At 64.6% G+C, this 24,250-nt stretch carries 19 protein-coding genes; 13 read left to right on the forward strand and 6 right to left on the reverse strand.

The window, feature by feature from the left end:
- Positions 1-18: 18 nt before the first annotated feature.
- The 4 genes from urtD to EDE08_RS36195 all read left to right on the forward strand — a co-directional run bounded on the left by urtD (position 19) and on the right by EDE08_RS36195 (position 3,401).
- Positions 19-774, forward strand: coding sequence for an urea ABC transporter ATP-binding protein UrtD (gene urtD, locus EDE08_RS36180; protein ID WP_091964397.1), 756 nt, complete (start codon positions 19-21; stop codon positions 772-774).
- Positions 775-966: 192 nt separating this feature from the next.
- Positions 967-1,656 (forward strand): urea ABC transporter ATP-binding subunit UrtE, encoded by a 690-nt coding sequence (gene urtE, locus EDE08_RS36185; protein ID WP_131874442.1) that lies wholly within the window; start codon positions 967-969, stop codon positions 1,654-1,656.
- 27 nt (positions 1,657-1,683) lie between these two features.
- Positions 1,684-2,913 carry a formamidase gene (gene fmdA / locus EDE08_RS36190; protein WP_131874441.1) on the forward strand — a complete coding sequence of 410 codons (1,230 nt, stop codon included), beginning with the start codon at positions 1,684-1,686 and terminating at the stop codon, positions 2,911-2,913.
- A gap of 110 nt (positions 2,914-3,023) precedes the next feature.
- Positions 3,024-3,401, forward strand: a complete 378-nt coding sequence (locus EDE08_RS36195; RefSeq protein WP_131874440.1) for an FmdB family zinc ribbon protein — start codon at positions 3,024-3,026, stop codon at positions 3,399-3,401.
- Between the two features lie 388 nt (positions 3,402-3,789).
- Here EDE08_RS36195 and EDE08_RS36200 read toward each other — a convergent pair whose 3' ends face one another.
- The 4 genes from EDE08_RS36200 to EDE08_RS36215 form a co-directional block, all read right to left on the reverse strand.
- Complete coding sequence (locus tag EDE08_RS36200) at positions 3,790-4,611, reverse strand: MlaD family protein (protein ID WP_131874439.1); 822 nt, start codon at positions 4,609-4,611, stop codon at positions 3,790-3,792.
- A 197-nt stretch (positions 4,612-4,808) separates the two neighbouring features.
- Positions 4,809-7,025 carry an acetate--CoA ligase family protein gene (locus EDE08_RS36205; RefSeq protein ID WP_131874438.1) on the reverse strand — a complete coding sequence of 739 codons (2,217 nt, stop codon included), beginning with the start codon at positions 7,023-7,025 and terminating at the stop codon, positions 4,809-4,811.
- Between the two features lie 140 nt (positions 7,026-7,165).
- Positions 7,166-7,735, reverse strand: coding sequence for a class GN sortase (locus EDE08_RS36210; RefSeq protein WP_131874437.1), 570 nt, complete (start codon positions 7,733-7,735; stop codon positions 7,166-7,168).
- Positions 7,736-7,913: 178 nt separating this feature from the next.
- On the reverse strand, positions 7,914-10,178 hold the full coding sequence (locus tag EDE08_RS36215; protein WP_131874436.1) for a marine proteobacterial sortase target protein: 2,265 nt from the start codon (positions 10,176-10,178) through the stop codon (positions 7,914-7,916).
- 186 nt (positions 10,179-10,364) lie between these two features.
- Between EDE08_RS36215 and EDE08_RS36220 the strand changes: the two genes are divergently transcribed.
- Complete coding sequence (locus EDE08_RS36220; RefSeq protein ID WP_165936390.1) at positions 10,365-11,126, forward strand: helix-turn-helix transcriptional regulator; 762 nt, start codon at positions 10,365-10,367, stop codon at positions 11,124-11,126.
- Positions 11,127-11,211: 85 nt separating this feature from the next.
- Here EDE08_RS36220 and EDE08_RS36225 read toward each other — a convergent pair whose 3' ends face one another.
- Both EDE08_RS36225 and EDE08_RS36230 read right to left on the reverse strand, forming a co-directional pair.
- Positions 11,212-12,435, reverse strand: a complete 1,224-nt coding sequence (locus EDE08_RS36225) for an ABC transporter substrate-binding protein (protein ID WP_131874434.1) — start codon at positions 12,433-12,435, stop codon at positions 11,212-11,214.
- A 75-nt stretch (positions 12,436-12,510) separates the two neighbouring features.
- Positions 12,511-14,061, reverse strand: a complete 1,551-nt coding sequence (locus tag EDE08_RS36230; RefSeq protein WP_165936384.1) for an acyl-CoA synthetase — start codon at positions 14,059-14,061, stop codon at positions 12,511-12,513.
- 256 nt (positions 14,062-14,317) lie between these two features.
- On the opposite strand from EDE08_RS36230, the gene EDE08_RS36235 reads away from it, so the two are divergent.
- The 8 genes from EDE08_RS36235 (at position 14,318) to EDE08_RS36275 (ending at position 24,096) form a co-directional block, all read left to right on the forward strand.
- On the forward strand, positions 14,318-15,454 hold the full coding sequence (locus tag EDE08_RS36235; protein ID WP_165936385.1) for an acyl-CoA dehydrogenase family protein: 1,137 nt from the start codon (positions 14,318-14,320) through the stop codon (positions 15,452-15,454).
- Between the two features lie 149 nt (positions 15,455-15,603).
- Positions 15,604-16,767, forward strand: coding sequence for an acyl-CoA dehydrogenase family protein (locus EDE08_RS36240; protein WP_131874431.1), 1,164 nt, complete (start codon positions 15,604-15,606; stop codon positions 16,765-16,767).
- Positions 16,767-17,423, forward strand: coding sequence for a glutathione S-transferase family protein (locus EDE08_RS36245; protein WP_131874430.1), 657 nt, complete (start codon positions 16,767-16,769; stop codon positions 17,421-17,423). The genes EDE08_RS36240 and EDE08_RS36245 overlap by 1 nt, the downstream gene beginning before the upstream one ends.
- A gap of 192 nt (positions 17,424-17,615) precedes the next feature.
- Positions 17,616-18,416 (forward strand): AraC family transcriptional regulator, encoded by an 801-nt coding sequence (locus tag EDE08_RS36255; RefSeq protein ID WP_131874428.1) that lies wholly within the window; start codon positions 17,616-17,618, stop codon positions 18,414-18,416.
- A gap of 136 nt (positions 18,417-18,552) precedes the next feature.
- The gene (locus tag EDE08_RS36260; RefSeq protein ID WP_131874427.1) at positions 18,553-19,419 is read left to right on the forward strand and encodes a beta-keto acid cleavage family enzyme; all 867 of its coding nucleotides are present in this window, start codon (positions 18,553-18,555) and stop codon (positions 19,417-19,419) included.
- 119 nt (positions 19,420-19,538) lie between these two features.
- Positions 19,539-21,155, forward strand: coding sequence for an acyl-CoA carboxylase subunit beta (locus EDE08_RS36265; RefSeq protein ID WP_131874426.1), 1,617 nt, complete (start codon positions 19,539-19,541; stop codon positions 21,153-21,155).
- Positions 21,152-23,128 (forward strand): acetyl/propionyl/methylcrotonyl-CoA carboxylase subunit alpha, encoded by a 1,977-nt coding sequence (locus tag EDE08_RS36270; RefSeq protein ID WP_131874425.1) that lies wholly within the window; start codon positions 21,152-21,154, stop codon positions 23,126-23,128. Before EDE08_RS36265 ends, EDE08_RS36270 begins: the two co-directional genes overlap by 4 nt.
- Before the next feature lie 170 nt (positions 23,129-23,298).
- Positions 23,299-24,096, forward strand: coding sequence for a hypothetical protein (locus tag EDE08_RS36275; protein ID WP_131874424.1), 798 nt, complete (start codon positions 23,299-23,301; stop codon positions 24,094-24,096).
- The last annotated feature ends 154 nt before the right edge of the window (positions 24,097-24,250 follow it).

Raw genomic sequence — 24,250 nt, forward strand, 5'->3', positions numbered from 1 at the left:
GTAGTGAGGAGGTAGATCATGCTCGTCGGTCATCAGCCGAAGGAATTCCTGCTCGCGGTCTCCGGACTGACCGTCTCGTTCGACGGGTTCAAGGCAGTCAACGACCTCTCCTTCTATGTCGAGGAGAACGAGATCCGCGTCATCATCGGTCCAAACGGCGCGGGCAAGACCACGGTGCTCGACCTGATCTGCGGCAAGACCAAGGCGACCTCGGGCTCGATCCAGTTTCGTGGCAAGGAGCTCACGAAGATGAAGGAGAACGAGATCGTTCAGACCGGTGTCGGGCGCAAGTTCCAGACGCCGTCGGTGTTCGAGGATCTCACCGTGTTCGAGAACCTCGAGATCTCGTTTCCGCGCGGTCGCACCGTGTTCGGTTCGCTGACCTTTCAGCGCGATCAGCTGGTGAAGGACCGGGTGGAGGAAGTCGCGGAGATGATCTTCCTCAAGGACAAGCTCAACACCTATGCCGACGAGCTCAGCCACGGCCAGAAGCAATGGCTCGAGATCGGCATGCTGCTGATCCAGGACCCGGACCTGCTGATGCTGGACGAGCCCGTGGCCGGCATGAGCGTGTCGGAGCGCGCCAAGACCGCCGAGCTGCTCAACCGCATCATCAAGAACCGCTCGGTGCTGGTGATCGAGCACGACATGAAGTTCGTCGAGGACATCGCGCACAAGGTCACCGTGCTGCACCAGGGCCAGATCCTCTCGGAGGGCACCATGGAGAAGGTGAAGAACGATCCCAAGGTCATCGAAGTCTATCTGGGGCATTGACGATGGCGCGTATGGGACAAGCACGCGCGGCGATCTCCGTCCACCTCTCCCATAGGGAGAGGTCGAATTGCGCAGCAATTCGGGTGAGGGGTTTCGCTCCCTCGAGAAACCTGCGTCCCGTCGCCCGCGCCTTCGGCGCGACCTCTCCCCGCCGGGGAGAGGTGAACAACCGCCGAGTCTAGGAGCGCACCGATGCTGGCAATTTCCGATCTCCACGTCGCCTACGGGCAGAGCGAGGTGCTGCACGGCCTCAACGTCAAGGTTGCGCCCAACGAGATCGTCGCGATCATGGGCCGCAACGGCATGGGCAAGACCACGCTGATGAAGTCGCTGATGGGGATCCTGCCGGCCAAAAGCGGCTCGGTGACCATGGACGGCGCTGAACTTGGCAGCCTCAAGAGCTACGAGCGCGTCGCCAAGGGGATCGCCTATGTGCCGCAGGGCCGCATGATCTTTTCCACCATGACGGTGAAGGAAAACATCGAGACCGGGCTCGTCGTCTCCGGCGGCTCCGAGGTGCCCGGCGACATCTACGAATTGTTTCCGGTCCTGCTCGAGATGAAGGATCGCCGCGGCGGCAATCTCTCCGGCGGTCAGCAGCAGCAGCTCGCGATCGCGCGTGCACTCGCGACCAAGCCGAAAGTGCTGCTGCTGGACGAGCCGACCGAAGGCATCCAGCCGTCGATCATCAAGGAGATGGCGCGCACCTTGAAGCGCATCCGCGACGAGAAGGGCCTCTCGATCGTCGTATCCGAGCAAGTCCTGAGCTTTGCGCTCGACATCGCCGACCGCGTGCTGGTGATCGAGAACGGCGAGATCGTCCGTGACGATCGGCGCGATGCCGTCGATGCCGCGCAGGTCTCGAAATATCTGTCCGTCTAACCAACCGTAGTAAAGGGGAGCCTCTCGATGCCAGAGACACTGATCAAGGTCGATCTCACCAAATCGGCCTATGAAAATGACATGGTGCACAACCGCTGGCACCCCGACATCCCGATCGTGGCCTGGGTCAATCCCGGCGACGATTTCATCATCGAGACCTATGATTGGACCGGCGGCTTCATCAAGAACAACGATTCCGCCGACGACGTGCGCGACATCGACCTGTCGATCGTGCACTTCCTCTCCGGTCCGATCGGCGTCAAGGGCGCCGAGCCCGGCGACCTCCTCGTCGTCGATCTGCTCGACGTGGGGCCGCTCAAGGAGAGCCTGTGGGGCTTCAACGGCTTCTTCTCCAAGCAGAATGGCGGCGGCTTCCTCACCGATCACTTCCCGCTGGCGCAGAAGTCGATCTGGGACATCAAGGGCCTCTACACCTCGTCCCGTCACGTGCCCGGCGTCAACTTCGCCGGCCTGATCCATCCCGGCCTGATCGGCTGCCTGCCCGATCCGAAGATGCTGGACATGTGGAACAAGCGCGAGGCCGAGCTGATCTCGACCAACCCGACCCGCGTGCCCGGCCTTGCCAATCCGCCTTTCGCGCCGACCGCCCATGGCGGCCGCGCCAAGGGCGATGTGAAAGCCAAGATCGGGGCGGAGGGCGCGCGCACCGTGCCGCCGCGCGAGCATGGCGGCAATTGCGACATCAAGGATCTCTCGCGCGGCTCGAAGATCTACTTCCCGGTCTATGTCCCCGGCGCCGGTCTCTCGATGGGCGACCTGCACTTCAGCCAGGGCGACGGCGAGATCACCTTCTGCGGCGCCATCGAGATGGCCGGCTGGCTGCATCTGAAGGTCGAAGTGATCAAGGACGGCATGTCGAAATACGGCATCAAGAACCCGATCTTCAAGCCGTCGCCGATCACGCCGAACTACAAGGACTATCTGATCTTCGAAGGCATCTCGGTCGACGAGGCCGGCAAGCAGCACTATCTCGACGTCCACATCGCCTATCGTCAGGCTTGCTTGAATGCGATCGAGTATCTGAAGAAGTTCGGCTATTCCGGCGCCCAGGCCTATTCGATCCTCGGCACCGCACCGTGCCAGGGCCACATCTCCGGCGTGGTCGACGTGCCCAACGCCTGCGCCACGCTGTGGCTGCCGACCGAGATCTTCGACTTCGACGTGATGCCATCGGCGGCCGGTCCCATCAAGCACATCACCGGCGATATCCAGATGCCGATCTCGCCGGACAAATGACGCCGCGCTCCCTCTCCCCGTTCTTGCGGGGAGAGGGTCGGGGTGAGGGGCTGTCTCCACATGCGCGGTGGCAGCGAGTTGTGTGAACAGACGAGAGCGTAGGTGATGCGATGCCGGTCTACGAATATCTTTGTGACGATTGCGGTCCCTTCAAGGACCTGCGCCCGATGGCGGAGTGCGACGATCCGCAAAGCTGCCCGCACTGCGAGACGCTGGCGCCCCGCGTCATCCTGACCGCGCCGAACTTCTTCTGCATGCCGGCGGAGAAGCGCAAGGCGCACGCCGTCAACGAACGCAGCACGCACGCGCCGCAGACGCTGGCGCAATACAAGGCCTCGCATGGCCCGGGCTGCGGCTGCTGCTCCTCCGGCAAGACCGTGAAGGACAAGGGCGCGACGGAGAGGAAGAAGCCGGCGCGGCTGATGACCAAGACCAGGAGCGGCGCCAAGGGTTTTCCGACGGCGCGGCCCTGGATGATCAGCCACTAACCTGCGCGACCGCCTGATCGGCGGCGACCCAGGAGCGGTCAACAAGCTTCACGGCGATATCTCAAGCAGCAACGACACGGTCGGCGTTGCGGTGGTCAATTACAAGATGTCCCAGGGCTATCGCAGATGGCGTGAACGATGCTTCTGCGTCGGGACTGGGCTCCCTCTCCCGCTTGCGGGGGAGGGTTGGGGGTGGGGGTGTCGCCGCGGCGGGATTGTCGAGATATGCGGAGGTTATCCCTCGGTGGCAAGAGCCCTCACCCGCCGCACTCTCTGCGAGCGCGGCGGCCTCTCCCGCAAGCGGGAGAGGCGAAGCAAGCCCGCCGACAATTCTCCTGAAATCCATATGCGATCGCCCTCCGCTTGCCGGGGAGGGTAAGAAAGAGCATCACCGCTTCTGCTCCGTGGGCCTGCGCGGTGGACGCGGGGGCGAAGGTGTCCCGCTCATCTTGTTGGCGGTCTCGCTGACGTCGAGCAGCGAGCGGCGGATGTCTTCGAGGTAGGTCGCCGACTTCTTCTTCATGGTGTCGGCAAGCTCGTGCAATCCCTTGATCTTCTCCAGGAACTCGTCGGCCTTGCCATCGACGAAGCCCGGCACCGCGCTCTCGATCTTGGCGACCGCCTTGTCGAATCCGGCAAAGGCGCTGTCGACCTTGGCCATGACCGAATCGATTTCCGCGCCCTTGGCTCTGAGGTCGGCGGTGTGGCCCTCGAACGTCCGCAGGCCATCCTTGATTGCCGGTGCGTTGTTCACGATGGTGCGGTCGACGCTGTGCAGCGTTTCGACGATGGATTCGGCGTCGCTGAGGTCGGCCGTCAGCACGGGAATGCCGTCCGTGTCCAGCGGCACCGGCGGCGCAGAGGGCGCGCCGCCGATCAGCGAGATCGCGGCAACGCCGGTGAGGCCCTGGAACTCGATGCCTGCCACGGTGTCCTTGCGGATTGGTGCGGTGTTGTCGAGCATCACCAGCGCCACGATCCTGCGGGGGCTATCCAGCTTGATCGACAGGATCTGGCCGGCCGGCACGCCGTCGAAATTGACCGGCCCGCCGCGGCGCAGGCCGCTGGCGGAGCCGCCCTCGAATACCACGCGCAACTGGCTGCGGCTCTGGATTGTGCGCCATTTCTGCACGCCGAGCAGGCCGCCGAACGCCACGGCGATCGCCGCCAGCGTTGCCGTTCCGATCACAAGATTGCTCGCGCGCGCCATGCAGGGACGATTCTACGGCCAAAGCGGTGAAGTTGGAAGGAGCCTGGATGGAGCTTTGGCCGTCAAATTAGAGCGGGCGGGTTAACGACTTGTCGGCCGCCACTCGAAGAGCGAGGCGGAAGCGTAACCCGCCGACGCCTTGCGTGCGGATGGGCCGATTTGGTGGATCACGCTGCGCTGATCTACCCTGCGGTGCTTCAATGTCCAGCCGCGCGTCTTGCCGCAGCATTGTTCAGCACGATCAGGGCATCGACGGCCACGCCCGTCCTGGTGTTGATCAGGAACGGGTTGATGTCGATCGAGGCGATCCGGTCACCGGCATCCGCGATCAGGTTGGAGAGGCCGACCAGCGCCTTCACCGCCGAGGCCTCGTGCAAGGCCGGCCTGCCGCGATAGCCGCGCAGCTTGATGCCGGCCTTGGTGCGGCCGATCAGAAGCCGCGCCTCGGCCTCGTCCAGCGGCGCGCCGGCGAGGGCGACGTCCTTCAGCAGCTCGATGTCGATGCCGCCGGTGCCGAACAGCACGACAGGCCCCATCTCGGCATCGAGCGAGGCGCCGACCACGAGTTCGAGCTCGGCCTTGACCTGCTGCGCGATCAGGATGCCGTCGAGCTTCGGCTTGCCCTTCAGCTTCCTGACCCGCGCGGTGATGTCGGCGAAGGCCTTCTTCACCTCGGCCGCGCTGTTGAGGTTCAGCACCACGCCGCCGATGTCGGACTTGTGCAGGATCTCGGCGCTGACGACCTTTGCCACGACCGGAAAGCCGATCTGCTTCGCAACTTTCACCGCTTCGGCCGCCGTCCGTGCGATCGCCTCCTTCGAGATCGGGATGCCGTAAGCCTTGATGAGCTTCTTCGAGGCGACCTCGTCGAGCGCGGCGCCGGTCGCCGATTTCAACGTCTTCTCCAGCACGGCGCGCGCGGCGGGCTTCGAGCTCGAGACGATGTCTGGCACCTCCTTGCGCAGCTTCGCGTAGTCGAGCAGCGACTTGATCGCGGTCACCGCGCGGTCCATGCCCTGCATGACCGCAAGATGCGGCAGCGACTTGCGCAAGTCCTTGGTGTACTCGGTGAAGCCGATCGACATCGCGCTGATATAGATCACCGGCTTGCCGGCCTGGCCTGCCATCTCGTTGACGATGCGCAGATTGCGTTCGCGCAGCTCGTGCGGCGCCTTCGGCAGTTCGGCATCGACGATGACGATGTCGATATCGGGGTCGTCGATCATCAGCTTGATCGACTTCATATAGACGGAGGGATCGACGACCGCGGCAAAGCCGGCATCGAGCGGATTGCCGACGATCGAGCCGGGACCCAGCATCTTCGCCAGCTCCGAGCTGACTTGCGGGCTCAGGGGCGCGAAATTCAGGCCCGCGGCGTCAAAGGCGTCGATCAGCATGCCGCGCTTGCCACCGGAGAGCGTGACGGCGGCAAGCCGGCCGCCTTTGGGGACGGCAGCATGTACGAAGCATTCGGTGGTCTCGATCAGCTCGTCGAGCCCGCCGACCCGGATCACGCCTTCACGCGTTGCGATGGCGTCGAACGTCTCGATCGAGCCAGCGAGCGCGCCGGTATGCGCCATGGCCGCGGCGCGGCCGCCCTCGGATGCGCCGAGCTTGAGCGCGATCACGGGCTTGCTCGCGGCGCGCGCAGCCTTGCAGGCGTCGCGGAAGGCCTTTGTGTTGCGCACGCCTTCGAGGTAGACGACGATCACCTTGATGCTCGGGTCCTCTGCGAAATAGCGCATCAGGTCGGGCGTCTCGAGCCCGGCCTCGTTGCCTGTCGTCACCATGTAGCCGACCCCGACGCCGCGATCCTCCAGCGCCTGGCGGATCGCCATGACGATCGCGCCCGATTGCCCGGCAATCGCCACCGCGCCCTGTTCCATGGTGACGATTCGATCGTCGATGTTGGTGAAGAGCTTTTCGCCGGCGCTTAAGTTGCCGAGGCAGTTCGGGCCGGTGACGGCAAGGCCCGTCTCGCGCACGGCCGCCTGCAATTCGGCGGCAAGCTTCTGGCTTTCGTCATCCTGCAACTCGCTGAATCCCGAGGTGACGATGGTGGCCGATCGCGCGCCGGCCGCGGCGGCGTCGCGGATCACTTGTACGGCGAAGCGCGCGGGCACCAGCACCAGGACGTGATCGGGCTTCTCGGGAAGGCTCGCAAAATCCTTGTAGCAGGGAACGCCCCAGATGGCGTCGCGCTTGGCGTTGACCGGATAGAGGCCGCCCTCGAAACCGTATTTGACCAGATTGTTCCAGATGCGCTCGGCATAATTGCCTGGCTTGTCGGTTGCACCCACCAGCACGATGTTGCGCGGGTGCAGCATGGCGTGGATGCCCTTGACGATGTCGCTGGCATCGGACGGTGGAGACCATGGATGGAACGCGGACGCAGCAGACACCTGGGCTTCCATGCCGTGACCTCACCTGTTGTTCTTCTTGGTCGAGTGCCGCTCCGTTCTATGGCGAGTCCTTCGGAGTGGCAACCTTGGGGGTGGTATGCCGTACGGTGGAATGAGCGGCGCTGACGCGTGCTGTCGGCTCGGTGCGCGATCTACCTGTCGGCTCCGATCAATGTTGCATGCAGGATATAGCGCTCGGGGCCGGAGGTGACGGCGTCGAACGGCCAGCAGGTCGCGAGAACAAGCTCGAATCCCTGTGTCGTGGCGTCGATGCCCGATGCATCGAAACGGACCACGGCCGAGGAATCCGCGCGATAGCGGAAATGTCGACCGTCGCGACGTGTGACATCGATGATGTCACCAATGACGACATTCCGCAGGAAGCGGAAATGAGTGTCGCGATGGGCCGCATAGACCGTAATCCCGCGTTCACCCGCATCAGCCGTTTGGTGGATATGGCCGGGGCCAAAAGCGAGCGCCTGTCCGCTCGCGCCTTCCAGCACGATGGCGCTGGCGCCGATCCGCTTGACCTCGATCCGCGCGACCGGCCATGTGTCGGCCCACGACCATGGCTTCACTGCCTGTCCCGTCGCAATGCTTCGGTCGAACGCCCGCTCCAGCAGCACCTGCGCGAGCCATGCCTTGGCGTGGATGTAGGCGCCGTCGCCGAACAAGAAGAGGCCGACAAGCGTGAGAGCCAGAGGAGAGATGAGGCGGGGCATCTGTATCTCTTTGTTGGTTATTCCGGGGCGGCTCGTAGAGCCGAACCCGGAATCTCGAGATTCCGGACTCGATGCTTCGCATCGCCCCGGAATGACATCCCCAAAAAAGGCGCGCGCGGCCGATTGTAGGGGACGGGCAGCCGCGCGCGCTGACAGAGGAGTTCGGGGGGCTCCTCTCTCAAGCGGCGTCGGTGAGCAAGCGCCGACGCCGGTTGAACACGAACAGGATCAGGGCGAGCACGATCAGGATCAGGCCTGCGATCATACTCAGTTCGGCCGAGGTGGCAGTCTTTGGCAGGCGGATCGCGTCGGGTGCCGCGGGCTTCGGTTGCCTCGCTGACGGCTGGTTGCGCGCGTCGGCATGGCGTTCGCGCAGCTGTGTCGGCGTCAGGTGCGGGCGTTCGCCGAACACCTTCTCGAAATCCCAGCCGGCCGGAAGATTGATCGGCAGGTCGCTGAGCCTCAGCGGCTTGCCTTCGGGCCGGCTCGGCGTCCTGTCGACCGCAACGAGGCTGGTGAGCCGCGTGACAATCTGATGATCGAGCGCCAGCGCCAGGATCGCCTTGTCGGATTCTTCGGGCGTCATCTCGCGCATGGCGCGCGCCACTTCGGCGTCGCCAATCTTGCGCTTGGCCCAGAGCTTTGACAGGCCCTTGCCTTCAGCGGCGCTTTGCAGCGGCAGCGTCACCGACCACGGGCGATCGCCGACGCGTCCCTTGATTTCAAGTGAGCCCGCAAGCTTGTCGAGCCTGGCCGCCAGCACCAGCGGCTCGTCACGATAGACGTCCGGAATGATCGCCGGGGTGATGTCGGCCTTGGCGTCCGAGAATCTTGCGGTGAGGCCGGTCACCACCGGATTCTCCAGCTTGGCGAACAGGCCGCGCATGCGCTCCTCGACCTGCTCGACCGAACCGATATGCGTGAAGGCGCCGCGGCCGAGCTCGGCGGCGCGCTTCATCAGGTAGGTGTTGGGCGCCGAGCCGATGCCGACCATGAACACGCGGGAACGGCCGCGCATGGCCGTGATCGCCTCGAACAATTGCTGCTCGTTGCCGATCGCGCCGTCGGTCAGGAACACGACCTGGCGGACCATGCTGCTGTCGCCGAGCTTGTCGGCGAGCGCAGCGCGCATCGCCGGTATCATCTCGGTGCCGCCGCGCGCCTGCAAGGCGCTGACGAACGAGGTCGCTTCGCTGACATGCGCGGCATCCGCTGGCACCGAGGCCGGAAACAGCACGTCCATGGTGTCGTCGAAACGGACCACGTTGAAGCGGTCATTTGGCTGCAGCCGGCCGAGGGCATAGAGCAGGCTCGCCTTGGCCTGCACGATGGAGGTGCCGCCCATCGATCCGGAATTGTCGATCACGAACACGACCTCGCGGGGCAGCGGCTTCTGCGTTGCCTGCTCGACGCCGGGCGGAGTGACGAAGGCGAGCAGGTAATCGGAATCGCCAACATGCTCGCGGAACAGACCAATCGACGGCGCCAGCCCGGCGGCCGGCTTCCAGGTCAGCTCGAAATCGCGATCGGCGGGGGCGACGCCATCGGCGAGCGTGACGATACGCGTCGTGTCGTCCGGACTCTCGACCTTGACGTTATGGTGGTGGCTCCTGACCTCGCCGAGTGCAAACCCGGCCTTCAGGCGCACCGTGATGCTGGTCGGGTTGACCGGCGCATGTCTGGCGGGATCCAGCACAGGCGGCGAGATGCGGTCGCGATCCGGAACCGGATCAGACGTCGCTGTGCCCCAGCCGGAGCCGTCCTTGCGGAAGTCGACGCTCTGCACGATCGGAGCCGGATTGTAGCGCGGCGCGACCACCAGCGGCACGCGGAGCGAATATTCGTCGCCGGTTTGATGCACCGGCTCCTGATACTCGATCTGCACCAGCACGGTCTCGCCGGGACCGATATTGGCGACCGAGTTGGTAAAGACGTTGGGGCGCTCCTGCTCGGTGAGCGCGGCCTTCTGCCCGGCGCTTCGCGCCTGCTCGTAGATCACGCGGGCTTGCTGCCGCTCCTTGATGTCGCCGACGATGACGTGGTCGCCAACCACCATCTTCAGTGTGTCGACGGCACCATTGGCTGCGAGCGGATAGACATAGGTGGCCGCGACCCAGTCCTTGGTCGGATTGCGGAACAGTTGCGTGACGCGGGCGCGCAGCGTCGGACCCGATACGGTGATGTCGATGTCGGTGCCGAGACGGATCGCCTCAGTATAGGCGCCGTCGTCCTTCAGGAGCAGGCTGCCCGACCGTGCCTCGCCAGGTTGGAGCAGGCTGCCCTGCTCCGCCGTTGCCGACCAGCCCGTCCCGAAGCTCACCAGCAGGGCCACGAAGGCCACCAGCATCACCGCGACGCCCTGCGCGAGGAGGAATAATCCGAGCTTGATCAGCCGGCCCAGCACGGGGTGTTCGTCGCTGTCGGCTGTGTCGTAGGTATCCATTTGGCCTGCTCCCGTTGGCTGTTTGCCGGCCCTCAGGATCGGCCTGGAGAGGCTGATTTCGCGAGCAGAATGATCGGCAATGTTCCGCCGCGGCCGGCGCTAGCAGGCCGCCGTCGAGCGGCCATGTGCGGTTTTGTGCTGGTTTGTCCGCCCTGCTAGACTGGCGCTCCCAGGGCAGGGTTGATGATGCAAATGCAGGCCGACAAGCAGCTTTCGGACGAGCAGAGCCGCGAGATCGCGGAGACCATTCGCGAAGAGCTGGCCAGACGCCGGATCTCCCGGCAGGCCCTGGCCGAGCAGGCCAAGCTCAGCCTGTCGACGCTGGAGAAGGTGCTCGGCGGCCGCCGGCCGTTCACGCTGGCGACGACGGTCCGGCTCGAGCAGGCGCTGGGCGTTTCCTTGCGCAAAAGTGCCATCGCGGTGACGCCTCCGGCGGCAAACGACGTCGCGCCCGACAGCCTCGGCTCCTATGCGCATCGCGCCGTGACCTGGCTCGAGGACGTCTACATCACCCTGCGGCCGTCGTTCGGCGACAAGGATGCGATCTTCGCCTATCGCACCGAGATCACCTGGGAGCCGAAAGTCTCGTCACTGGTCTTCCGCGAGGGCGATCGGACAGATGCCGCCTACGAGCACACCGGCGAGGTCGCCGTTCCCCATCAGTCCGGCTTCATCTATCTCGTCATCATCAAGCACGGCCAGCATCGCGTGATCACGGTGTCGCGGCCGACGGTTGCCGGCGAGATGTACGGCATCATCTCGACGCTCCGCGCCGGCCCCGGCTCGCAGCTCACGCCGATCGCCGCGCCCATCGCCTATGTGCCGCTCAGGAATATTCCAAATCCGTCCTTGGGGCGGGTTGCGCCCGACGACGGCAACTACGCCGTTTACCGAAAGCACCTGCGTCGCACGGTGGAAGAGCCTTTTGCGCTCTTCCTGCCGGCATAGCCTCGCTTCGACGTCGCTCGCACACAAGAAGATAGCGGCCTTTCGGCCGCTATCGGGGTTGGGGGCATGTTTCAGCTGATGCGAGCTAGCCTCCGGTCTCGGCGCTGATGATGTCGCCGAACAGCTCCCACTGACCGGCCTTGAAGCGGATCATCTTGAGCTGCTCGATCGGCGCGAAGTCGTTGGCGCCGGTGTTGATCTTGATGCCGGGGATCAGCGTGTCGGGGGAAAAATCCTTCAGGCTTGCAGCCTGCTTCATCACGTTCTCGCGCGTCAGGTTGTCGCCACACTGCTTCAAGGTCTGAACCAGGGTCTGCGCCGCGGCATAGCCGTAGACGATGTTGGTGTCGGAGACGTTGGCGCCCGGCATGTATTTGTCGATGAAGGCGAGAAACTTCTTCATGCCTTCGTCGTCCTTCCATTGCGGGTCCGATGCGTCCTTCAGATAGCTCGCCGACAGCACGCCTTCCGACGCATCGAGCCCGGCCGGCTTCATCACCGCGCCGATCGAGATCGACACGTCGGTCATCACGTGCATCGGCCTCCATTCGAGCTCCGCGATCTTCTTGATCGCCTGCGCCGCGAATTTCGGCGTCGAGATGTTGACGAAGACGTTGGCGCCGGTGCCCTTCAGCTTGACGATGTGGGAATCGATCGAAGGCTCGGTGGTCTCGTAGCTCTCTTCCGCCACGATCAGCGAGGAGGCTTTGTCGCCGAAGATCTCCTTGATGCCGGCGACGTAGTCCTTGCCGAAATCGTCATTGGCATAGAAGATCGCGACCTTCGCGTCGGGCTTCGCCTGCAAAATGTACTTGGCGAAGATCCGCGCCTCGACCCGGTAGCTCGGCTGGAAGCCCATGGTCCAGGGAAAGCCCTTGGGGTCGTTCCATTTGCTGGCGCCAGTTGCGAGGAAGAGCTGCGGGACCTTCTTGGCGTTGTGATACTTCTGCACGGCGGTCTGGGTCGGCGTGCCCAGCGCGTTGAAGACGAGGAACACCTCGTCGCTCTCGATCAGCTTGCGGACCTGCTCCACGGTCTTGGGCGGCGAATAGCCGTCATCATAGGAGATCCAGTTGATCTTCCGGCCGTTGATGCCGCCCTGGTCGTTGATCATCTTGAAATAGGCTTCCTCGGTCTTGCCGATGATGCCGTAGGCGGAAGCGGGACCCGAATAGGCCTCGACATTGCCGATCTTGATCTCGGTGTCGCTGGCGCCGGTGTCGTATTTCTTTTGTGCGAAAGCGCCTTGAACTGAAAGCAAGGTCAGGGCCGCTGCTGCGGCGAGTAACGTGATTTTTTTGTTCTTCATGGAAATTCCCTGGAGTTTCTTGTTGGTAGGGCAGGCACTTTCAAAAAGGAAAAGCGCCCGCGAGGGGCGCTTTGGTCAGGCATTGGCGACCTTCTTGTCGATTTCGGAAGCGACCGAGAACTCCTTGCGCAAGGTTGGCTTGTGGATCTTGCCGGTGGCGTTGCGCGGCAGCGCCTCGACGAAGCGGATCTGACGCGGGCATTTGAAACGCGCCAGATTGGCCGCGCAATGCGCGAAGACCTCGGGCTCCGTCAGCTTTTGTCCCGGCTTGACCGCGACGATGGCAAGACCCACCTCGCCCCATTGAGCATCAGGAATGCCGATCACCGCAGCCTCCGCGATCGCCGTGAGCTGGTGCAGGACGTTCTCGACCTCGGCCGGGTAGACGTTCTCGCCGCCGGAAATGTACATGTCCTTCCAGCGATCGACGATGTAGTAGAAACCTTCCTCGTCGACGCGGGTCGCATCGCCGGTGTGCAGCCAACCGTCGGTGAAGGACGTCTTGTTCGCTTCCGGCCTGTTCCAGTAGCCGGGCGTGATGTTGGGGCCCTTGACCCAGAGCTCGCCGAGTTCGCCGACATCGGCGTCGCTGCCGTCGGGACGCACGATGCGCACTTCGGTGTGCAGCACCGGCTTGCCGGCGGAGCCGGCCTTGCGCGCGGCATCCTCGCGATCGAGCACCAGTACGGCCGGCGAAGTCTCGGTCATGCCGTAGCCCTGCTGTAGCGCGACACCGCGCGCCTCCCACACTTTCAGCAGCGGCACCGGCATCGGAGCGCCGCCGACACCGCCGACGATCAGCCGGCTGAGATCGGTCGCCGCGAAGGCCGGGTGCTGCGCCATGAACTGGTAGATCGCCGGCACGCCGAAGAACACGTTGATGCCCTGCGCGGGATCGTTGATCAGGCCGAGCGCCGTGCCGGGATCGAAGGCGCGCATGATCATCACGGTGCCGCCGGCGTGCAGCACAGGATTGGTGTAGCAATTGAGACCGCCGGTGTGGAACAGCGGCAGCACGGTGAGCAGCACCGAGGCCGGCCCGATGCAGGCGGGGCCGCCGAGATTGACGCAGTTCCAGAAGGTCATGCCATGCGTGATGGTCGCGCCCTTCGGATGACCCGTCGTGCCCGAGGTGTACATGACGGTGGAGACGTCATCGAGCGTGACTTCTTCGGCGCGGTCGAGCGGCTTCGCGGCGGCGATACCGGCTTCATAGGTGCCGCCGGGGCCGAGCAGCAGGCTGGTCGCAACGTTGCAGAGCTTTGCGACGGCGAGCGCCGTCTCGGCGAGGTCGGCATCGTGGATCATCACCTTAGGCGCACAATCGGCAGTGATGAACTGGAGCTCGGGAACGGTGAGGCGCGTGTTCAGCGGAACGAAGATGGCACCCAGCCGGCCGCAGGCGAACTGCACCTCCAGCGTATCAGTCGTGTTCAGCGCCAGCACGGCGACGCGGTCGCCGCGGGAAACGTTCAGGGACTGACGCAGGAAGGAGGCGAGGCGCGAGACGCGGGCGTCGAGCTGCGAGTAGCTGAAGCGGCGCTCGCTTGCGAGGTCGATCACCGCAACCTTGTTCGGCGTGCGGCGGCCATGATGGGCAATCCAGTCGTAGTAGCGAACGGCCAAGAATTCCTCCCTCGGCGGTCGATGCCGCCCTCCCTCTTGCTGCCCGTGCACCATGCCCGGCGTGGCGCTAGCCGGAGTCTGTGCAGCAACGTTTTTTGAGCCAGAGTTAGCCTGTGCGGGACGAAAATCGTCTTGCGTGGAGTTGCTAGGTCATAGGCTGCGGTGGAGCGGCTTCCATGGCCAGCCACTCCGCGCAAGTGAATGGCAAATGTTCCAGCCATGGTGGACGAGCCAATCCGCCAGCAGGGCGAGACCAATGAAGAGCCCGTTCTATACCGCCGAGCACGACGCCTTCCGCGACGTCATGCGCCGTTTCGTCGAGAAGGAGATCACCCCGTTCGCCCACGAGTGGGACGAAGCCGGTGAATTCCCGCGCGTGCTCTATCGCAAGGCGGCCGAGATCGGCCTCCTGGGGCTCGGTTTCCCCGAGGACTATGGCGGGATCTCCGCCGACCAGTTCATGAAGATCGTTGCCAGCCAGGAGCTGGCGCGGGCCGGCGCCGGCGGTGTCAGTGCCAGCCTGATGAGCCACACCATCGGCTCGCCGCCGATCGCGCGCGCGGCTCGGCCCGAGGTGAAGGCCCGCGTGCTGCCGCAAGTGCTCTCGGGCGAGAAGATCTCCGCGCTCGCGATCACGGAGCCTGGCGGCGGCTCCGATGTCGCGAATCTCAGCACCCGGGCCCGGCGCGACGGCGATCACTACGTCGTGAGCGGCGAGAAGACCTTCATCACCTCGGGCATGCGTGCGGACTATCTGACTGTTGCAGTGCGCACCGGTGGCGAGGGCGCCGGCGGCGTCAGCCTGCTTCTGATCGAAGGCAACACGCCCGGCTTGTCGCGGACGAAGCTGAAGAAGATGGGCTGGTGGGCGTCGGACACCGCGACGCTGCATTTCGACGAATGCCGCGTGCCGGCAGAAAACCTGATCGGCGCGGAGGGCCAGGGGTTCAAGATCATCATGCAGAACTTCAACAGTGAGCGCATGGGCATGGCGGCAAGCTGCACTGCCTTCGCCCGGGTCTGTCTCGACGAGGCGGTCGCCTACGCCAGGGAGCGCAGGACCTTCGGCAAGCCGCTTGCCCAGCACCAGGTCATCAGGCACAAGATCGTCGACATGGCGCAGAAGGTCGCAGCATCCCAGGCGATGCTGGAGATGCTGGCCTGGCGGCTCGAGCAGGGCGAGAGCCCGGTCGCGGAAATCTGCATGATGAAGAACCAGGCGACGCAGACCATGGCCTTCTGCGCCTCGGAAGCCGTGCAGATCTTCGGCGGCGCCGGCTTCATGCGCGGCATCAAGGCCGAGCGCATCTACCGCGAGGTCAAGGTCAACGCCATCGGCGGCGGCACCGAGGAGATCATGAAGGATCTGGCGTCCAGGCAGATGGGGTTGTGACCACGGCTGTCATTCCGGGGCGCGAAGCGTAGCGGAGCGAGCTATGGTGCGCAGTTGCGCACCTGAGAATCCATCGGGCCGCAGACACCTTGGAGAAATGGATTCCGGGCTCATCGCTTCGCGATGCCCCGGAATGACGAGAGGACAAAATGCTATTCACCGCCGACCACGACGATATCCGCCGCTCGCTGCAAAAATTCATCGCGGGCGAGATTAATCCCCATGTCGATGAGTGGGAGAAGGCTGACATCTTCCCGGCGCACGAGCTGTTCAAGAAGATGGGCAGCCTCGGCTTCCTCGGCCTGAACAAGCCTACCGAATTCGGCGGCTCGGGTCTCGATTATTCCTACGCTCTGATGATGGCCGAGGAGCTCGGGGCCATCACCTGCGGCGGAGTGCCGATGGCAATCGGGGTGCAGACCGACATGGCGACGCCCGCGCTGGCGCGGTTCGGCTCGGATGAGGTGAGACGCGAATTCCTGGCGCCCTCGATCTCGGGCGACTACGTCGCCTGCATCGGAGTCTCCGAGCCGGGCGCAGGCTCAGACGTCGCCTCGATCAAGACCCAGGCGCGATCCGACGGCGACGATTACGTCATCAACGGCGGCAAGATGTGGATCACCAACGGCACCCAGGCCGACTGGATCTGCCTGCTCGCCAACACCGGCGATGGTCCCGTTCACCGCAACAAGTCGCTGATCTGCGTGCCCATGAAGGCCAAGGGTGTCACTGTCGCGCGAAAACTCGACAAGATGGGCATGCGCTCCTCCGACACGGCGCAGATCTTCTTCGACAATGTCCGCGTGCCCAAGCGCAACCGGATTGGCGAGGAGGGCAAGGGCTTCACCTACCAGATGATCCAGTTCCAGGAGGAGCGGCTGTGGGGCGCGGCGGCCTGCCTGAAGTCGCACGAATACATCATCAATGAGACCATCGCGTACACCCGCAACCGCAAAGCCTTCGGCCAGAGCATCCTCGACAACCAGGTCGTGCACTTCAAGCTCGCGGAGATGCAGACCGAGGTCGAGCTGCTGCGCGCGCTGATATATCGCGCCGCCGAGCAGCTGGTCGCTGGCGAAGACGTGACGCGGCTTGCGACCATGGCCAAGCTGAAGGCCGGCCGGCTCGGCCGCGAGCTCACCGACGCCTGCTTGCAATATTGGGGCGGAATGGGCTTTACCAACGAGACGCCGGTCAGCCGCGCCTATCGGGACAGCCGCCTGACCTCGATCGGCGGCGGTGCCGACGAGGTCATGCTGATGGTGCTGTGCAAGATGATGGGTACGCTGCCCGGCAGCAAAGGGAGTGCTTGATGATCACGCTCTATCACTGCGACGCCGCGCGCTCGTTTCGCCCGCTCTGGATGCTGGAGGAGATGGGGCTGGCCTATGAGCTGAAGATGCTGCCGTTCCCGCCGCGCGTCTTCGCCAAGGAGTATCTTGCGCTCAATCCGCTGGGCACGATTCCCTTCATGGTCGACGGCGAAACGAAGATGACCGAATCCTCCGGCATCTGCCACTATCTCGGCATCAAATACGGACCGACGCCGTTGATGGTCGGACCGGAGGATCCCGCCTATGGCGCCTTCCTGAACTGGATGTATTTCAGCGACGCCACGTTAACCTTCCCGCAGACGTTGGTGCTCCGATACACCCAGCTCGAGCCGGAGGAGCGCCGGAACCCGCAAGTCGCCACCGACTACGCAAAATGGTTCCTGGGGAGACTGCGCGCCGTCGAGGCAGCCACGGCGAATGCCGAAACATTGTGCGCCGGCCGCTTCACCGCCGCTGACATCGTCATCGGCTACGCGCTTCGCCTGGCGAGCAACATCGGCCTCGCCAAGGATTTTGGGCCAAATGTCGCAACCTATTGGGCTCGCCTGCAGCAGCGCGACGGTTTCAAGCGCGCAGTTGCTGCGGAACAGAAGGCTGGCGCCGAGCAGAATGTGGCAGCGAGGGTGAGGGCGTAAGGGAGGCTGTCATTCCGGGGCGATGCGCAGCATCGAGCCCGGAATCTCGAGGTTCCGGGCTCGGTCCTGCGGACCGCCCCGGAACGACGATGCATGTTTCATGACAGCGCTATCCTATCGTGACAGCGCCCAAATTTCCGCTAAGGTGACCTCCATCCGCAGCGGCCAGAGAGCCGCGCGAGGAGGACCCCAATGGAAGATAAAGGTCGCGAATCCGACCATCTGATGCTGATCACGCCTGAGCGGGTATTCTATGCCGGCCTGCTCGGCCGGCCCCGCAAGCGCACCCCCGGTAGCTGCCATGTCTATGTCGCGGTGAAGGGCAGCCTGCATCTGACGATCGACGACGTCCATACCTCGGACGAATTGGTCGTGACCCTGCCGAACCAGCGGCACACCATCGCCAGCGACTATCGCACCGTGATCAGCGTGACGCTGGAGCCGGAAAGCGTCCCGGATGGCGTGATCGAGGCTTTGGCCGAGCGGCTGCGCGGTCCGGACAAGGCCGCCTATGCCCGCAAGATCCTCGCCGCCTACGGGCTGCTGCGCCAGCGCCGCTATGGCGACATCACCACCGCCGAGTTCGACGAGATGTGCTTTGGCGAGGCGCTGCCCCGCCGCGTGCTCGACCCGCGCGTGATGCGCGCGGTCGCCCGCATCGGGCGTTTCTCCGGCGAGCCGGTGACGGCGGATACGTGTGCGGCGGAAGCGGGCCTCTCGGCATCACGCTTCCTGCATTTGTTCAAGGAGGAGACCGGCATCTCCTTCCGCTCCTTCCGCGCCTGGAAGCGCGCGCGGCATCTGCTGCACTTCGCCAACCAGGACCTCAACCTCGCTCATCTCGCGCAGGACATCGGGTATCCCGACTCGACGCATTTCAGTCACTCGATCCGCCGCTTCTACGGATTGAAACCGCGTGCGATCTTCGTCGGCTCGCGGGACCTCGCGATCTATCGCAGCACCGAGACGGTGCGGCTCGCGGAGGCTTCGTAGCTTCGTGGGGTGGGTTACGCCATCGGCTAACTCACCCAATAAGCGCTCGCTTTTCCAGCTTCTCCGCGCAAGAAGCCGCATGTCGCGCGTCACATGATCGCAAGCGTTGAATTCTCAACGTGCGAGATATCCTGGCATGACCGACAAGGCCGTCATCACCTGTGCGCTGAACGGCGTGCTCACCGATCCCAAGCAGCACAACGTGCCCGTGACGCCTGAGCAGATGGCGCGCGAGGCCAAGGCTGCGTTCGACGCTGGCGCGTCCATCATGCACATCCATCTGCGCCAGCAGGCGCCGAACAAGGGGCATCTGCCGTCCTGGGAGGTCGCCGTCAGCAAGGAGATCCAGCAGGCGATCCGCGAGGCATGCCCTGGCGTGATCATCAACCACACTTCGGGGGTCTCCGGCCCGAACTACAGCGGCGCGCTCGATTGCATCCGCGAGACCAGGCCGGAGATCGCCGCGTGCAATGCCGGCTCGCTGAACTACCTGAAGGTGAAGGCCGACAACACCTGGGCCTGGCCGCCGATGATGTTCGACAATGCGGTCGAGAAGGTGAAGGACTATCTCGACGTCATGAACGCGGTCGGCACCATCCCCGAGTTCGAATGCTTCGATGTCGGCATCGTCCGCTGCGTCGGCATGTATCGCCAGGTCGGCATGTACAACGGCCCGCTCGAGTATAATTTCGTGATGGGTGTCGCCTCCGGCATGCCTGCTGATCCCGAGCTGCTGCCGATCCTGATCAAGCTGAAGCGCCCCGAGGCGAACTGGCAGGTCACCGCGATCGGCCGCGAGGAGATCTGGCCGCTGCACCAGCGCTGCGCCGAGCTCGGCGGCCACTTGCGCACTGGTCTCGAGGACACCTTCTATCTCGCCAACGGCACGAAGGTGACCTCGAACGGCCAGCTGATCGAAGCGGTCGCCGCCTGTGCACGGCGTGCCGGCCGCGAGATCGCGAGCCCGGCCGAGGCGCGGAAGATCTTTGGGACGAATCGCTAGCCACATCCTGTCATTCCGGGATGGCCCGAAGGGCCAGGCCCGGAATCCATAACCACGATCGGGCGTATGGATTCCGGGCTCGCGCTCCGCGCGCCCCGGAATGACGGGCAGGAGCACCAATGTCTACTATCGAAAATACCGTTTCCCCCGGCAGCGCCGCCTACCACGCCAACCGTGACGGCATGCTCGCGCTGATCGACCGCATGCGCGCGCTGGAAGAGCGCACACGGGCGGCGTCGGCCGCGGCCAAGGATCGCTTCCACAAGCGCGGACAATTGCTGCCGCGCGAACGCGTTGCCCTGGTGCTCGATCCCGGTGCGCCCTTCGTCGAGCTGTCGACGCTCGCGGGCTACATGTTCGACGTGCCCGATCCGAACAAGAGCGTACCCGGCGGCGGCGTCATCGCCGGCATCGGCTTCGTCTCGGGCATCCGCTGCATGGTCAGCGCCAGCGATTCCGGCATCGATGCCGGTGCGCTGCAGCCTTATGGCCTCGACAAGACCCTGCGGGTGCAGGAGCTCGCGCTGGAGAACAAGCTGCCTTACGTGCAGCTGGTCGAAAGCGCCGGCGCAAATTTGCTGCGCTACCGCGTCGAGGATTTTGTCCGCGGCGGCAACATCTTTCGCAACCTCGCGCGGCTCTCGGCCGCCGGCCTTCCGGTCGTCACCGTCACGCACGGCTCGTCCACGGCCGGCGGCGCCTACCAGACCGGTCTCTCCGACTACATCGTCATGGTCCGTGGCCGCACCCGTGCTTTCCTTGCGGGGCCGCCGTTGTTGAAGGCCGCGACCGGCGAGGTTGCGACCGAGGAAGAGCTCGGCGGCGCCGAGATGCACACACAGGTTTCCGGTCTCGGCGACTATCTCGCCGAGGACGACCGCGATGCCCTGCGCATCGCGCGCGAGATCATGGCGGCGCTGCAATGGGAGCGGCCGGACGGGGCGACGCCGGAATTCAAGCCGCCGCGCTACGACCAGGACGAGCTGCTCGGCATCATGCCGATGGATCACAAGCGCCCCGTGGACATGAAGCAGGTGATTGCCCGCATCATCGACGATTCCGATTTCACCGAGATGGCGCCGAATTATGGGCCTGCCACGGTCTGCGGCCACGCCCGGATCGAAGGGCAGGCCATCGGCATCATCACCAACAATGGCCCGCTCGATCCCGCCGGCGCCAACAAGGCGACGCATTTCATCCAGGCCTGCTGCCAGACCCGGACGCCGCTGCTCTACCTGAACAACACCACCGGCTATATGGTCGGCAAGGCCTATGAAGAAGCCGGCATGATCAAGCACGGCTCCAAGATGATCCAGGCGGTCACCTCGGCGACGGTGCCGCAGATCACCGTCTATTGCGGCGCTTCGTTCGGGGCCGGCAATTACGGCATGTGCGGGCGCGGCTTCCATCCGCGCTTCTGCTTCTCCTGGCCGAATGCCAAGACCGCCGTGATGGGCGGCGAGCAGGCGGCCGAGACCATGGCGATCGTGACTGAAGCCGCTGCAGTACGCCGCGGCAAGCCGATCGAGAAGGACAAGCTGGACGCCATGAAGGCGCAGATCGTCGCTGTGTTCGACGGCCAGATGGATGTGTTCTCCACCAGTGCACGCGTGCTCGACGACGGCGTGATCGATCCGCGCGACACCCGCGCCGTGCTGTCGGAGGTGCTCGCGGTCTGCCGCGAGGGCGATGCGCGCTCACCCCAGCGCATGCAGTTTTCGGTGGCCCGGCCATGAGGAACGGATCAGTGCAGCACCGGCCGTTCTTAAAGGTCCTGATCGCCAATCGCGGCGAAATCGCATTGCGCGTGATGCGGAGCGCGCGGCGCTTGGGCTTGAGTGTCGTCGCGGTCTATTCGGATGCCGATCGCGATGCGCTCCACGTGAAGCACGCCGATCAGGCCGTGCGCATCGGCGAAGCGCTTCCGGCGCAATCCTATCTCAGCATTCCCGCGATCATCGGAGCCGCAAAGGCGAGCGGCGCGGATGCCGTCCATCCCGGCTACGGCTTTCTCGCCGAGAACGAGGAGTTCGCCCGCGCCTGCAAGGAGGCCGGTCTCGTCTTCATCGGTCCGTCGCCACAGGCGATCGAGGCGATGGGCAACAAGGCCGGCGCCAAGGAGATCATGAAGAAGGCCGGCGTGCCCTGCGTGCCCGGCTACCAAGGTGCTGACCAGGGCGACGAGGTCATGCTCGCCGAAGCCAGGAAGATCGGCTTTCCCGTGATGATCAAGGCGGTCGCGGGAGGCGGCGGCCGGGGCATGCGGCTGGTCTCCGACGCGGCCTCGTTTCCTGATGCGCTGCGCAGTGCACGTTCCGAGGCGAAAGCCGCGTTCGGCGATCCCACCGTCATCCTCGAACGCGCCATCCAGAACCCGCGCCACATCGAGATCCAGGTGTTCGGCGACAGCCATGGCAACGCCATCCATCTCGGCGAGCGCGACTGCTCGGTGCAGCGGCGGCACCAGAAGCTGATCGAGGAGGCGCCGTCACCCGCGGTCACGCCCGAGTTGCGCGCGAGGATGGGAGAGGTCGCCGTCGCCGCGGTAAAGGCGCTACGCTACGAAGGGGCGGGGACGCTGGAGTTCCTGCTCGACGAACGTGGCGGGTTCTACTTCATGGAGATGAACACGCGTCTCCAGGTCGAGCATCCCGTGACCGAGGCGGTCACCGGGCTCGATCTCGTCGAGTTGCAGCTGCGCGTCGCGCGCGGCGAGCCGTTGCCGGTGAGGCAGCAGGACATCTGCTTCGAAGGCCATGCCATCGAGGTGCGGCTTTGCTCGGAGGATGCCGCGCAGGATTTCATGCCGCAATCCGGCCGCATGGCACGCTGGCAGGTGCCCGACGGCATCCGCGTCGAGCACGCGCTGCAGTCGGGCTCCGAAATCCCGCCGTTCTACGATTCCATGATCGCCAAGGTGATCAGCCACGGCGCCACGCGCGAGGAGGCGAGGGGCAGGCTGATCGTCGGCCTCGAGCAGCTCACCGCGTTTGGCGTCACGACCAACCAGGCGGTCCTGATGTCGTGCCTGCGCCATCCCGGTTTCGCCAGGGGCGAGGCGACCACGGCGTTCATCGGCGCTCATCGCGACGAGTTGTTGGCGCCGCGCCCGGGCGAAGCATTCCGCGCGGCGCTCGCGGGCCTGCTGCTTTACGCCACCAATCCGCGTGCGCCTGCCTGGCAGAGTGGCCGGAGCTTGTCCTCGACGTTCCCGCTGCCCGCGAAGATCGAGATTGCGGGCAATGCCTATGAACTCGACATCACGCGTGAGCGCGACGGCGGCTACACCGTGGTGACGGGCGATCGCCGGGACAGGTTCGAGATCGAGCAGCTCGATGCCGATGTGATCCGCTTTCGCCATGACGGCGTGATGGACAGCGCAAAATTCCTGCGCGATGGCGATCGGCTCCACCTTCAGCATCGCGGCATCCCGCTCGCCGTGATTGATCTCACGCTGGCCGCGCCGAAAGCTGCTGCGACGCTTGGTGGCGACGGCAAGGTTCGCGCCGCCATGAACGGCCGCGTCATCGCCGTCCTCGTCAAGCCGGGCGACCGCGTCACCGCCGGCCAGCCGGTGCTGACCTTGGAGGCGATGAAGATGGAGCACGTCCACAAGGCCGGCATCGACGGCGTGGTCGGCGCGATCGACGTCGCCGAAGGCGATCAGGTCACGACGGGACGGATCTTGGCGGAGGTCGGGGCGGGGTAGTCGCTCCGCCGTCATTTGCGAGGCGCGAAGCAAAACGCGGACCCGCCTCGAACGAAATCCAAGATATTTCCAGTAGTTATGGGTTCACAAAAACTTCCTGGCGATTGTATTGAACATTGTTCAATCATGCGCTACCAATATTGAACGAAGTTCAATATTGGAGGTTGCGCATGCTGCACGTCAACAATCCCGTTCGAGCGACCCCTGCCAGGCTGCCTGCAGCAGTGCGCCGTTTCGCGTTCGGCCGGCTGGATGCCCGCGAAAAATACCTGGGCGGCGCGCTCATCGGCCTGACGCTGACCGCGCTTTTGGCGCCAGTGCTGCCTGCCTCGGCCTGGCACATCCCGCATTATATCGACGGCCGCACCTGGCTCGGCGTGCCCAACGCCGGCGATGTACTGAGCAATCTCGCTTTCCTCGCCATGGGCGTATGGGGCTCGGAGCGGCTGCGCGCCCGCCATGATGCGCCGGTCGGTGCGAGCTGGTTCTTCGTCGGACTGATCCTCACTTGCCTGGGCTCGGGCTTCTATCATCTCGACCCCGACGCGCCGCAACGGCTCGTCGCCGATCGTCTCGGCATGGCGGTGGCATTCGCAGGCTTTCTGGGCATCGCGGCCAGCGAGCGCATCAGCACGCGCGCCGGCGAAGCGGTGCTGGTGCTGGCGATGGTCGCAGGCCTGCTCGCTGCCTGGGTGGCACGCGAGAATCTCACGCCTTGGGTGGTGGTGCAGTTCGGCGGCATGGCGCTGGCCGTGGGCCTCGCGTTGACGCGGCCCCGCTCCGGCGCGCTTGGCGTGCCGCTGGGTGGCGTGATCCTGTTTTATGTGCTGGCCAAGCTTCTCGAACTCGGCGACGCGCTCATTTTCGAAGCGACCGGGCACATCGTCTCGGGCCACACGCTCAAGCATCTCGCTGCTGCGCTCGCAGCCTGGCCGGTGATCCGGGCGCTGGGATCGAGTACGCATTAACCGGCTGGCCGCGCCTGATGTCGCTTAAGCCCCAACACCGGCGGGGAAGCAGCAATCTTCCAATGCCGCTGAAGGGCCAGAAGCGGAGCTGTCCAGCTATCGATCCCTTCTGTCGATCAACACAATTTACCGAACCTTAGACGCTTTCCATGCA

The sequence above is a fragment of the Bradyrhizobium sp. R2.2-H genome (genome assembly GCF_004346455.1).
GTDB lineage: Bacteria > Pseudomonadota > Alphaproteobacteria > Rhizobiales > Xanthobacteraceae > Bradyrhizobium > Bradyrhizobium diversitatis.

Excerpts from the sequence above, each read along its gene's own strand:
- EDE08_RS36265 (WP_131874426.1), top strand. The coding sequence starts at position 19,539 with ATGTCTACTATCGAAAATACCGTTTCCCCCGGCAGCGCCGCCTACCAC.
- EDE08_RS36215 (WP_131874436.1), bottom strand. The coding sequence starts at position 10,178 with ATGGATACCTACGACACAGCCGACAGCGACGAACACCCCGTGCTGGGC.
- EDE08_RS36210 (WP_131874437.1), bottom strand. The coding sequence starts at position 7,735 with ATGCCCCGCCTCATCTCTCCTCTGGCTCTCACGCTTGTCGGCCTCTTC.
- EDE08_RS36195 (WP_131874440.1), top strand. The coding sequence starts at position 3,024 with ATGCCGGTCTACGAATATCTTTGTGACGATTGCGGTCCCTTCAAGGAC.
- EDE08_RS36255 (WP_131874428.1), top strand. The coding sequence starts at position 17,616 with ATGGAAGATAAAGGTCGCGAATCCGACCATCTGATGCTGATCACGCCT.
- urtE (WP_131874442.1), top strand. The coding sequence starts at position 967 with ATGCTGGCAATTTCCGATCTCCACGTCGCCTACGGGCAGAGCGAGGTG.
- EDE08_RS36275 (WP_131874424.1), top strand. The coding sequence starts at position 23,299 with ATGCTGCACGTCAACAATCCCGTTCGAGCGACCCCTGCCAGGCTGCCT.
- EDE08_RS36220 (WP_165936390.1), top strand. The coding sequence starts at position 10,365 with ATGCAAATGCAGGCCGACAAGCAGCTTTCGGACGAGCAGAGCCGCGAG.
- EDE08_RS36235 (WP_165936385.1), top strand. The coding sequence starts at position 14,318 with ATGAAGAGCCCGTTCTATACCGCCGAGCACGACGCCTTCCGCGACGTC.
- EDE08_RS36270 (WP_131874425.1), top strand. The coding sequence starts at position 21,152 with ATGAGGAACGGATCAGTGCAGCACCGGCCGTTCTTAAAGGTCCTGATC.
- EDE08_RS36245 (WP_131874430.1), top strand. The coding sequence starts at position 16,767 with ATGATCACGCTCTATCACTGCGACGCCGCGCGCTCGTTTCGCCCGCTC.
- fmdA (WP_131874441.1), top strand. The coding sequence starts at position 1,684 with ATGCCAGAGACACTGATCAAGGTCGATCTCACCAAATCGGCCTATGAA.
- urtD (WP_091964397.1), top strand. The coding sequence starts at position 19 with ATGCTCGTCGGTCATCAGCCGAAGGAATTCCTGCTCGCGGTCTCCGGA.
- EDE08_RS36225 (WP_131874434.1), bottom strand. The coding sequence starts at position 12,435 with ATGAAGAACAAAAAAATCACGTTACTCGCCGCAGCAGCGGCCCTGACC.
- EDE08_RS36260 (WP_131874427.1), top strand. The coding sequence starts at position 18,553 with ATGACCGACAAGGCCGTCATCACCTGTGCGCTGAACGGCGTGCTCACC.
- EDE08_RS36200 (WP_131874439.1), bottom strand. The coding sequence starts at position 4,611 with ATGGCGCGCGCGAGCAATCTTGTGATCGGAACGGCAACGCTGGCGGCG.
- EDE08_RS36205 (WP_131874438.1), bottom strand. The coding sequence starts at position 7,025 with ATGGAAGCCCAGGTGTCTGCTGCGTCCGCGTTCCATCCATGGTCTCCA.
- EDE08_RS36240 (WP_131874431.1), top strand. The coding sequence starts at position 15,604 with ATGCTATTCACCGCCGACCACGACGATATCCGCCGCTCGCTGCAAAAA.